We start from the raw sequence: 10,000 nt of genomic DNA, 5'->3' as shown, positions 1-10,000 counted from the left end.
GGTCTAAATAAGGGTCTTTGCGCCGAAAATGTAACGGGGCTAAAGCCATACACCGAAGCTTAGGGTTCGTGAGCAATCACGAGCGGTAGCGGAGCGTTCTGTAAGCTGATGAAGCCGTACCCGTGAGGGGCGGTGGAGGTATCAGAAGTGCGAATGCTGACATGAGTAACGTAAGGGGAGTGAGAGACTCCCCCGCCGAAAGACCAAGGGTTCCTGCTTAAAGTTAATCTGAGCAGGGTTAGCCGGCCCCTAAGACGAGGCGGAAACGCGTAGTCGATGGGAACCACGTTAATATTCGTGGGCCTGGAGGTAGTGACGGATCACACAAGTTGTCCAATCTTATCGGATTGAAAGGGCAGCGGAGTGGTTCCAGGAAATAGCTCCTCCTTATAGACCGTACCCGAAACCGACACTGGTGGTCTGGTAGAGTATACCAAGGCGCTTGAGAGAACTATGCTGAAGGAACTCGGCAAATTGCACGCGTAACTTCGGAAGAAGCGTGACCCTTTTCTGCGCAAGCAGAGGAGGGTGGCACAGACCAGGGGGTAGCGACTGTTTATCAAAAACACAGGGCTCTGCGAAGCCGCAAGGCGACGTATAGGGTCTGACGCCTGCCCGGTGCTGGAAGGTTAAGAGGAGGGGTGCAAGCTCTGAATCGAAGCCCCAGTAAACGGCGGCCGTAACTATAACGGTCCTAAGGTAGCGAAATTCCTTGTCGGGTAAGTTCCGACCTGCACGAATGGCGTAACGACTTCCCCGCTGTCTCCAGCATAGACTCAGTGAAATTGAATTCCCCGTGAAGATGCGGGGTTCCTGCGGTTAGACGGAAAGACCCCGTGCACCTTTACTATAGCTTTACATTGGCATTCGTAGTGGCATGTGTAGGATAGGTGGTAGGCTTTGAAGCCTGGGCGCCAGCTCAGGTGGAGCCACCCTTGAAATACCACCCTTATTACTATGGATGTCTAACCGCGGCCCGTTATCCGGGTCCGGGACAATGTATGGTGGGTAGTTTGACTGGGGCGGTCGCCTCCTAAAGAGTAACGGAGGCGCGCGATGGTGGGCTCAGAACGGTCGGAAATCGTTCGCTGAGTGCAATGGCATAAGCCTGCCTGACTGCGAGACTGACAAGTCGAGCAGAGACGAAAGTCGGTCATAGTGATCCGGTGGTCCCGCGTGGAAGGGCCATCGCTCAACGGATAAAAGGTACGCCGGGGATAACAGGCTGATGACCCCCAAGAGTCCATATCGACGGGGTTGTTTGGCACCTCGATGTCGACTCATCGCATCCTGGGGCTGGAGCAGGTCCCAAGGGTATGGCTGTTCGCCATTTAAAGCGGTACGTGAGTTGGGTTCAGAACGTCGTGAGACAGTTCGGTCCCTATCTGCCGTGGGTGTAGGAATATTGAAAGGATCTGTCCCTAGTACGAGAGGACCGGGATGGACGGATCTCTGGTGGACCTGTTGTGGCGCCAGCCGCATTGCAGGGTAGCTATATCCGGACGGGATAACCGCTGAAGGCATCTAAGCGGGAAACCCACCTTGAAACGAGTATTCCCTGAGAACCGTGGAAGACGACCACGTTGATAGGCCGGGTGTGGAAGAGCGGCAACGCTTGAAGCTTACCGGTACTAATAGTTCGATCGGCTTGATCGTTCTCATTACTTATATCCATCAGCGCTCACGCATGAGCGGCCCTTACGGGCCTATGCTGCGCGAGGGCGCCAGACGACCGGCGACGCGCAGTCGCGCTTGCGGGCTTCGCCCGTATGCAACACGCAGACGTCGCCTTGGCGCAAACGCGACGATCCTTGGATCGCGCTTGAACAGCTTCTCGAACAACGTGCGTTTCGCCGACCTGGTGGTTATGGCGGAGCGGCTGCACCCGATCCCATTCCGAACTCGGCCGTGAAACGCTCCAGCGCTGATGGTACTTCGTCTCAAGACGCGGGAGAGTAGGTCGCTGCCAGGTCTGCCAAGCGCACGTTCAATCTTGTTGAAATCTTCTCCTTACGATCGTTGTGATGCATGTCGTTGTCCCAAAACCGCTAAGCACTTTTGGGCGACATGCATAAGGCCCGCCAAACGGGATCCCGGGCCGCGCAAGCGGCCCTTTCCTTTGGCAGCCTCTTGTATCCGGTAAGCGAAAACTTACCTCTATCGTTGACGCGGGGTGGAGCAGCCCGGTAGCTCGTCAGGCTCATAACCTGAAGGTCACAGGTTCAAATCCTGTCCCCGCAACCAACTTCTTCATAAATCCATAACCGCCCCGATCTGATCAATCGGGGCGGTCTTTTGCGTTTGAGAGGAACGCCGACTTTCATCTCCGGCCGTCGCGCCGCGGTAGTTCGATTTCATCGATGCCATTATCAGCGAAGGCCAAGATCCCGTCGCCATCATTGGCCCCGTAGACCCTGATGACGAAGTCCTCAGGCTCGAGATCGTGGGGCAGTTCCTGGATGAGCTCTTCGCTGACGCCGAGATCCCCGGCGACACGTTCGACCGTGTAGACGTGATGCGCGTCCCCATAGCTTATTCGGACCGGCCGGCGGAACGAACAGCACACGTCCTGAATTTTGGAGGATGCAACTCTTGCCTTCCCTATCATGACGCTTCTCGTCCAGCCGCGCCTGGTGAATGAGTCGTTTTCCGACCCGGGACTGCTTCTCGACTTCCGCTTCGGCGCCAGGGCAGTCCTTTTTGACCTCGGCGATCTGTCGGCACTTTCGCCACGTGAGATCCTGCGCGTTTCGCACGTGTTCGTGTCGCACATGCACATGGATCACTTCAGCGGGTTCGATCGCCTGCTCGGGGTGTCGCTCTACCGTGACAAGCAGGTCCATATCATCGGCCCGCCCGGACTGACGGATGCCGTAGAGGCCAAGCTGCGGGCCTACACGTGGAATCTCCTCAACGAGCGGTCGCAGGACTTTACGATCTTCGCCTCTGATTGGACGGAGGCAGGCTTTGCCACCGCAGCCGCCTTCCGGGCGCGCAGGGCTTTCGTGCGGCAGAATTGGCAGAACCCGGACACTCAGTTCCCCTTGGACGATCCGGAGTTCACGATCGAAGCCGCTACGCTCGATCACGGGATTCCTTGCTTAGCCTTCGCCTTCCAGGAAAAATTGCGGGTCAACGTGCACAGGTCGCGTCTGGAAGAGCTTGATCTCCCTGTTGGACCTTGGCTCACAAACGCCAAGCGGGCGGTGCGACGCGGCGCTGATGCGGCCACCGAGTTCACGCCAATTGCAGGCAAGAAGGTGACGCTCGGGGAACTGCTGCGGGCTCAGGCTCTGGTTTGTGCACCGGGCCAACGCATCGCCTATGCAACTGATTTGGCGTTCTGTCCGGAGAATGTCACACGTCTATCCAACTTGGTGCGCGGCGCCGATCAGCTTTTCATCGAAGCCGGGTTCCTGGAGGAAGACCGAGGCCTCGCGGCGTCGAAGAAGCATCTGACCGCCGCGCAGGCAGGCGCGATCGCCAGGCAAGCCGGCGCGATCTCCGCCTACCAGATACACCTTTCGCCTCGGTATCTCGGACGTGAGGACGAGCTGCGGACCGAATTCGAAGCCGGATTTCTCGGAGGTTCCGTTACAGCGAGCTAAGGCTCGTTCCCCTTGTAAGGCCCCTACTTCTGCCCCAACGGCTTATCGTTGATCACCAACGCATCGTCCGGTGCGGGCCGCTGTAGCTTCTTTGCCCAAGGGTATGTGCTTGTTTTTATTGCCGGCCGTTACCGGTCGCTTGCACTCAAGGGGGAGGGAAGGAGAGGCGTGCGGCTCTTGACATAGCTATTTCTATCGGTTGCCGGAATTGCAACATCAGGCGCGACCCGACGCCAGCAGCGCCGCGCGCGCAGCTTCGCTGAGACCCAGATAGCGCTTCTCAAAAGCTGCCTGTCACGCAAGGGGTTGGGTCGCCAGGAAACAGGCGTTTCGCGACAACCGTGGTCCGGTTGGCCACGAGTTCCCCGCCAATCAGCCGTCCTGCCGTACTGGCTGATCTGCTACCGATATGCCAACGTTCCTCAGAGCGTGGCCAAGCGCGAATTCGGCATGGTCTTTCCATAAGCCTGCCGCAGCATCTTCTTCTCCTCCAGCGCAACGATGACGCCTATGGCAAAATCCGTCTTGTACATGTCGGCCAGCCGTGTCAGCCCGCCTGGCGTGAAGACGTTGATCTCCAGGAGCTTGTCGCCGACGATGTCGAGCCCAACCAGGAACATGCCGTCGCTGATCAGCTTGGGGCGCACCATCTCGGCAATGCCCAGCATCGTGGCTGTTACCTTGACCTTGCGGGCGTTTCCGGCGGCATGGAGATTGGACCGGATGTCGCCCTTGGCCGGGACGCGGCGAAAGGCTGCGTAGTTGCCGTCGCGCGCCAGCGGCAGCCCGTTCATAAGAAAAAGACGCACGTCACCAGCCTTAGCCTCCGGAATGTAGACCTGCGCGATGAGATAGCCGGAACCGCTGGCCGCCTCGAAGATTTGGTTGAGGTTGGAATCAGTAGGCGTCGCAATATGGAAGACGTTCTTGCCACGCGACCCTTGGAGTGGTTTGACGATGCAGCCCTTCGGATGTTTGTCGATGAACGCGCGGATCTCGGCAATACTGCGCGATATCAGAGTCGCCGGCCTAACCGCCTCGGGAAAGGTCTGAAGGTAGAGCTTGCTCTGTGCCTGCGCCAGACCGTCTGGATCGTTGACGACGATCACGCCGCGTTCCGCTGCGAGCCGCCCGAACATAACGCCTGCGTTGGCGGCCCATGGTCGATCAGAGGCGTCGAGCGACGGGTCGTTGCGCAGAAACAAAATGTCGATATCGCTTATCGCGGAGGTCTTTTTCTGCTTCGCGGCCTCCTTCAGGGCAGCATACAGCTTGTCGGGCGTCTTGTAGGGAGCGTCCGGTAGAACCGCGACGCCGACAGCCAGCGTGTCGTCCGGACGCAGTATGAAGTCGCCTGGTTCAACATAGACAACAGAATGGCCGCGCTGAACAGCAGCCAAAGCCAATGTTGTCGTCGTGTAGCCGGGCGTCTCGCTCTCAATGGAATTGACAAAGAACGCAATGCGCATTGAGGAGGCTCCGCTCAAGTCTCAACCATATCGATTGGATCGATCCCGGCCATCGCTTTCTTGAGGCGCGGACGCGCCGTGTCGGACGAGAGAAACGCAGGTTCGAGGCGCGGCGCTCGCAGCAGGCCGCGCGCGTTGAGTTCCTGGATCGCACCGAAATGCGCGGCGGAGATCTTGCCGATCCAGAAGGGGGTGAGACTGCCGCCGTTCCTCAGATGATCGAGGATCTGCGCCAGGCCGCGCAGGTAGATGGCGTCCTTTGCAAGGCCCCCGCCACGATAGACACGCAGAACGATGTTGAAGGCGCTGCGATCATCGAGACCGAAATCCTTGTGGAGAATGCGGAAGGCTTCCTCGAACCGTGCGGCGTCGAGCATCGCCTGACACGCGATGACCCTGGCCGCGATCAGCCTCAAGCGCGCTGCCGACATGCCACCGACCAGATATTCCGCCAGCACGGCCAGTCCCTCCTGCATACCCTCGTAGCCGGCGAGTCCGTTGCGGAAGATGGCGAGCCCCTGCGCATCACCGTTGAAATAGGTCAGCAGATGAACACCGATCTCGTGACTAAGCAGCGCGGTCAGACGCTCCGATGGAAGGTTGGTATCACGCGAAACCAGGAGTTGGTTTCGAGAGACCAGGAGGCCGGCCGGCAGGTCGCCCCGGATCTCCACGGAAGCGTCGAATTCGGGATAGGCGGCCCGGTATCGGGCGATCATGTCTCGCGCGGCCGCGGCAACGGCGTCGGCATCCAGGCCCTTCTGCCGAGCCGCCGAAGCAACTTGCGGCACCTTTTCGAGAATGCTGCGTGCCCTCGCAGCCAGGCTCGGCTCGACGCTGCCATAGAGTGCTCGTCCGAGTTCGGCGAAGCGGGGCGTTTCGCGTGCCGCCAGCATCGACAGCTGGAGATCGAGTTCCTGCTGCTTTTCGGAGAGCAGCCTGGTCAGGAGCGGATCTTCCAGATGATCCAGCGAGACCGAATAGAGCTTCCGCTTCTGGGCGGCGACCTCGAACTCAAGCGGCCTGTAGAGCAGTGCGGGCATACGCTCGAAGACGCCTGCCTGGAATTCCAGCCAGGCTGGTTCGGCATTTATCGGTGTGACGGCAAGCAGAAAATCGAATGTCGATGCAACGTCGTCGATCGCCCGATCAGCGCGCACGACTGCGTCGATATAGGCGCGGCGCCCGAGTGAACGATGGGTTGCCGGCGGTTCCAGCCTTGACGCCTTCAGGAAGGCGCTGATGGCCTGAAGCGCAGAATCGACCATGTTGGCGACGACGAGGTCGTGGAGTTCAGGGTAGACGCGCTTGGTGCCCGGCACCCGGTAGATCGGTGCGAAGCGTACCATCAGGCACGCCGCATCGCCGAGCTCACTCCAGAGCGTTGCTTCGGCGCGTGTCGTGGGGGTGAGGTCGTCCACGCGGGGCGTGCGGTATTTTGCTTCGCGTGCGGACGCAGCGTCGGCGAAGCGCTTGAGTGCAGCCTTCTCCGCCGCCGTGTTGCCGCAGGCCAGGGCAATCTCGAAAGGTGGCAGGAATGGAATATCCTCCGTCAGGAACCGGTCTTCGGCCAACTCGCCGATGTCTAGCACGAGGAATGCGCCGCAATGGTCTCGCATCATTCGAGCCACCAGCAGCGCGACCTCGCTGGCGAGGCCTATGTCGGCTGCGATCAGATAAGACGCGTTGGCGGAGACCACATGGAATGCCGCATCCTGATGCGACCCAACATGGACGCACAGAAAGGGCAGCGGCCGATCCATGTGCAAGCGGTTGCCATTGGCGAAGTCGCGGCGGATCGGCTTGCCATCCCGCAAAAGCGCGTCCAAATCCGATTCGATTTGCGCCAACGGAGGCGCGGGCTCAACGAGTTTGGGCTTCATCGCATGCCCCGCAGCGCCGATTCCAAGACGGGCACCGTAGACGCCAGCATGGCGCGCAGCCGTTCGATTGCTGGCCAATCGGGATCGCCGCTCCATTCGTCCATGAAAATCTTCTTGAACTCTAGCGCGATGGCGCACCCGGTTTCTGGAAAATTGGCATGGACGAAACGAGTCTGCTCGCCTTTGCCCTGGAAGGACACATTCTCGCGCACGTCGATCGGCTCGCCGTTGAGATGGTGCCCGCGCAGCGTCTCGATGAAAGCGTCGACGACCGGCGCCCAGCGCTCGCGGTCCATAGAAGACGTACCAATGTTGATGTCGGGTGCGACGTCGCGAGACACAGGCAGAGCCTGAGGCCCGTCGCGCCGGTGATTATAGCTATGGACGTCGACGAGAACGAACCTGCCGTAGCGGCTCTCGATGGCGGCGAGGACACGGTTCAGCTCATTGTAGAAGGCGTCGTGAAAGGAGAGGGACTCCTTTATGATGTCCTCGGCCGGCTGCCCTTGCCAGACTTTCAGACCCCACGACTGGTCTGGCGTCCGGTAGACCGCAGCTTCACGCGCACGGTTCAGATCTACTTGAAAGCGCGATCGATGAACGATGATTTGGGTTGGAAAATCGGCGATGAAGCGCTCGGTGAACAGGTCCTCTTCTCGACGCCGGTCAGAATCGGAGAGGCACATAAGCGATCGACAAGCCCTGCTCACGTAGGTGCCGCTGTGGATTGCTGTACCTACGACGGGAGACTCTCCGAGCTTGATTGTCCAGCCTGCCGGTGAATCGCCCGCATCGTTCTCGGAAATCGTCTTGTTCATGGTCCAGCGAAATGCGCGGAGAGTGCGGACGGTTCCGACCCATCGGGTAAGCGATCGTCAGCTCTGCCTCGATCGGCAGGTTGCGGTGTCCAGATTGGTGGCGGGCACTTACAGGGCGCGAATGCGAGTGACTTCGGTCAGTGGGGAGTCTAGGCTCCAATGCCCCTGCCAGCCCCAAGAGCACGCCGCATGCCCCGCTTTCTCGCCGTCTACACCATGAAGCCCGAAGACCTCGTCCGCTTTCGCGCCCTGCCCAAGCCCGAGCAGGACGCGATCGACGCCGTCGGGTTGAAGCAGTGGGCGGACTGGGAGGAGAGGAATGCCGCATCGTTCCCCGATCGTGGCGGCATGGTCGGCAAGACGACGCGCGTGACCAAGGACGGCATTGCCGGCGCCGTGAATCCCTTCTGCGGCTACATCGTCGTTGAGGCCGAGACCATCGAGGCCGCCGCCCGCCTCTTCGAAAACCACCCGCATTTCTCTGTCTTTCCAGGAGACGGCGTGGACATCATGCCCTTCCTCACCGAACCCACGTCCTAGCCTTTCGCCTGAGTCGAATACGTCACGACCCCGTCGACTGTTCCGCTACTGCTTCACGGTGCGGGAGACGTAGCTCGACGACCTCCGCTCACGTGCGACTATCATGACGGCGAGCGCTACTATGAAGCGGGGCAGCCGGCGGGATTGCGCTCTGGCGGGCGGCCCAGCGGCCGGGGCTAGAGGGGCTCAGGCTTTGGCCGCTGGGCCTAACCGGCCAACGGGGTAGGTTCGCCGGCTGGGAAGATTGTAGGCCGGTCAGGCATGACCTCTAACTTGGTAAGATGGCTGTGTTCCTTGGCACTCAAATCGGATGAGCACGGAGTCCAATGGCGGTGCTGCTACGTCGGCTTGTCCATGAGCGTCTTTCGCTTCGGCGGAGCATAGGCCGTCACCAGCCTGAGCGTGTCCATGTTCACCGTTACCGGAACACCCAGGTTCACCGTCACCCAATCCCCGTCGATATGGGTGACGTCGCCAGTCAGTTCGATCGGCTGGCCTTTCTTCACCTTCGATGTTTTGTCGACGATCGAGTGAGGGAACCCATAAGACGGGATCGAGACGCTGATGCGGTCATCCGTCACGCGTCGGCGCACAGTCGCCATGATGGCCACTTCGTCGCCAACCTTGATGCCCTTCGCCATGCCATGAGTCTGGCGCGGCCGGCCCCGTCGTCAAGAACTTGCTAATACTTGGAGTTGTGCGCTTGGCCAAAAGCGCGCAATGTAACCATGCCCCTGGAACCCAACTTTCTGGGACACGGCCCGGCCCGCAAATCCTGTGTCACCACGATAAGCGAGCCGGGCTGTGGGCAGTTCCCAAAGCTGTCGTCAATTTGCCGGTGATCAGGAATATAATCCTGTCCGGCGCGGCGACCTCGTTGCCGGAGATCGCCATGACGATGAAATTCCCGTTCATAGAAGACACGCTCCGCAACAAGCTCGAGGCCGGCACCGGCATCTCGGTCGACTGCCTCACCTGCAAGCGGACGGCGAGGCTTGACGTCGCCGCTCTGGTCCGAAGAGCCAAGGTCTCGCGGCTTTCGACGACGTCGAACCCGACCGGCTTACCCGCATATCCTTCCCAGACATCCTGGGTAAAGCTGCGCTCGAGAAACCCTAGTCGAGCGGTTCAATGCCGAATCAAGCGGCGTATCAATGTCGCAAGCATCCTGGATGTCTCGCCGGGGTTCTGTTGCTCGAGCAGAACGATGAACCGGCTGTCCAGCAGCCGCTATATGACGCTTGCCGTTGGGCAGCTTGCCCGTCGTGGCGGAGATCAGCTCGGCCGCGCCCGAAAGTGCAGCGTTCGACGCCGCCGGCTACATAAATCTCAGGGGCCTCATCATAGCAGCCGGCTAATGCGTCTCGCCCAGAATTCGCAGCGGTTTCGCGACGACAACGTGCACCAAAACAAGGATGTAAAGCGCATCGCTGGAACCCGCTCGACGACGTGCTGAGAAAGTTCGAAATCGGTGTTGACACCCCGAACGGCCCCGACTATATACGCCCCACCAACGAGGGCGGCGCGCCGCTGGCGGCCGAGAAGTTCGCTTCTAAATCTGCCCTCTGCGAAATTCAAGAGAGCCGCGTGAGCGACACTCGAAGGGCCCTGGAGCGGGAAGCGAAACGGGCCGAGACGTTGCGTCTGCGATGTCTGATCTTTGACAACTGAATATTGAAGAA

The 10,000-nt window shown here is 59.9% G+C and carries 8 protein-coding genes, 1 tRNA gene and 2 rRNA genes (1 of these 11 cut by a window edge); 6 read left to right on the top strand and 5 right to left on the bottom strand.

All coding sequences use genetic code 11. The features are described from left to right. From RFN28_RS10635 to RFN28_RS10625, 3 genes are all read left to right on the top strand, one after another. Nucleotides 1-1,656, top strand: a 23S ribosomal RNA gene (locus tag RFN28_RS10635) (it extends 1,202 nt beyond the left edge of the window). A gap of 201 nt (nt 1,657-1,857) precedes the next feature. Then, nucleotides 1,858-1,972: ribosomal RNA gene (rrf, locus tag RFN28_RS10630) — 5S ribosomal RNA — on the top strand. 195 nt (nt 1,973-2,167) lie between these two features. Continuing rightward, nucleotides 2,168-2,244, top strand: a tRNA-Met gene (locus tag RFN28_RS10625). A gap of 76 nt (nt 2,245-2,320) precedes the next feature. Here the strand turns inward: RFN28_RS10625 and RFN28_RS10620 are convergent. Then, the gene (locus RFN28_RS10620) at nt 2,321-2,608 is read right to left on the bottom strand and encodes a hypothetical protein (protein ID WP_320287300.1); all 288 of its coding nucleotides are present in this window, start codon (nt 2,606-2,608) and stop codon (nt 2,321-2,323) included. Here RFN28_RS10620 and RFN28_RS10615 point away from each other — a divergent pair. Next, a complete protein-coding gene (locus RFN28_RS10615; RefSeq protein WP_320287299.1) occupies nt 2,607-3,608 on the top strand; it encodes an MBL fold metallo-hydrolase in 1,002 nt (333 codons plus the stop codon). The genes RFN28_RS10620 and RFN28_RS10615 overlap by 2 nt on opposite strands. 422 nt (nt 3,609-4,030) lie before the next feature. Here RFN28_RS10615 and RFN28_RS10610 read toward each other — a convergent pair whose 3' ends face one another. The 3 genes from RFN28_RS10610 to RFN28_RS10600 are packed head-to-tail and all read right to left on the bottom strand — an operon-like array spanning nt 4,031 to nt 7,778. Beyond that, the gene (locus tag RFN28_RS10610) at nt 4,031-5,077 is read right to left on the bottom strand and encodes a glutathione synthetase (protein ID WP_320287298.1); all 1,047 of its coding nucleotides are present in this window, start codon (nt 5,075-5,077) and stop codon (nt 4,031-4,033) included. Nucleotides 5,078-5,091: 14 nt separating this feature from the next. Next, on the bottom strand, nt 5,092-6,960 hold the full coding sequence (locus RFN28_RS10605) for a flavohemoglobin expression-modulating QEGLA motif protein (protein ID WP_320287297.1): 1,869 nt from the start codon (nt 6,958-6,960) through the stop codon (nt 5,092-5,094). Next, the gene (locus RFN28_RS10600; RefSeq protein ID WP_320287296.1) at nt 6,957-7,778 is read right to left on the bottom strand and encodes an N-formylglutamate amidohydrolase; all 822 of its coding nucleotides are present in this window, start codon (nt 7,776-7,778) and stop codon (nt 6,957-6,959) included. The genes RFN28_RS10605 and RFN28_RS10600 overlap by 4 nt, the downstream gene beginning before the upstream one ends. 189 nt (nt 7,779-7,967) lie before the next feature. Between RFN28_RS10600 and RFN28_RS10595 the strand changes: the two genes are divergently transcribed. Next, nucleotides 7,968-8,318 (top strand): hypothetical protein, encoded by a 351-nt coding sequence (locus RFN28_RS10595; protein ID WP_320287295.1) that lies wholly within the window; start codon nt 7,968-7,970, stop codon nt 8,316-8,318. 338 nt (nt 8,319-8,656) lie between these two features. On the opposite strand, the gene RFN28_RS10590 is transcribed toward RFN28_RS10595, so the two are convergent. Beyond that, the gene (locus RFN28_RS10590) at nt 8,657-8,959 is read right to left on the bottom strand and encodes a hypothetical protein (RefSeq protein WP_320287294.1); all 303 of its coding nucleotides are present in this window, start codon (nt 8,957-8,959) and stop codon (nt 8,657-8,659) included. A 251-nt stretch (nt 8,960-9,210) separates the two neighbouring features. Between RFN28_RS10590 and RFN28_RS10585 the strand changes: the two genes are divergently transcribed. Then, nucleotides 9,211-9,774: a hypothetical protein gene (locus tag RFN28_RS10585; RefSeq protein WP_320287293.1), complete on the top strand. Its 564-nt coding sequence runs from the start codon at nt 9,211-9,213 to the stop codon at nt 9,772-9,774. Nucleotides 9,775-10,000 lie beyond the last annotated feature (226 nt).

This window comes from Mesorhizobium album (assembly GCF_033977205.1).
Lineage (GTDB): Bacteria > Pseudomonadota > Alphaproteobacteria > Rhizobiales > Rhizobiaceae > Mesorhizobium > Mesorhizobium album.
The sequence above is the reverse complement of the archived record's forward strand: the minus strand, read 5'-3'. Positions and strand labels throughout refer to the sequence as shown.

What these genes read in the sequence shown, in the direction of transcription:
- RFN28_RS10615 (WP_320287299.1), top strand. Translation starts at nt 2,607, where the DNA reads ATGACGCTTCTCGTCCAGCCGCGCCTGGTGAATGAGTCGTTTTCCGAC.
- RFN28_RS10620 (WP_320287300.1), bottom strand. Translation starts at nt 2,608, where the DNA reads ATGATAGGGAAGGCAAGAGTTGCATCCTCCAAAATTCAGGACGTGTGC.
- RFN28_RS10610 (WP_320287298.1), bottom strand. Translation starts at nt 5,077, where the DNA reads ATGCGCATTGCGTTCTTTGTCAATTCCATTGAGAGCGAGACGCCCGGC.
- RFN28_RS10605 (WP_320287297.1), bottom strand. Translation starts at nt 6,960, where the DNA reads ATGAAGCCCAAACTCGTTGAGCCCGCGCCTCCGTTGGCGCAAATCGAA.
- RFN28_RS10600 (WP_320287296.1), bottom strand. Translation starts at nt 7,778, where the DNA reads ATGAACAAGACGATTTCCGAGAACGATGCGGGCGATTCACCGGCAGGC.
- RFN28_RS10595 (WP_320287295.1), top strand. Translation starts at nt 7,968, where the DNA reads ATGCCCCGCTTTCTCGCCGTCTACACCATGAAGCCCGAAGACCTCGTC.
- RFN28_RS10590 (WP_320287294.1), bottom strand. Translation starts at nt 8,959, where the DNA reads ATGGCGAAGGGCATCAAGGTTGGCGACGAAGTGGCCATCATGGCGACT.
- RFN28_RS10585 (WP_320287293.1), top strand. Translation starts at nt 9,211, where the DNA reads ATGACGATGAAATTCCCGTTCATAGAAGACACGCTCCGCAACAAGCTC.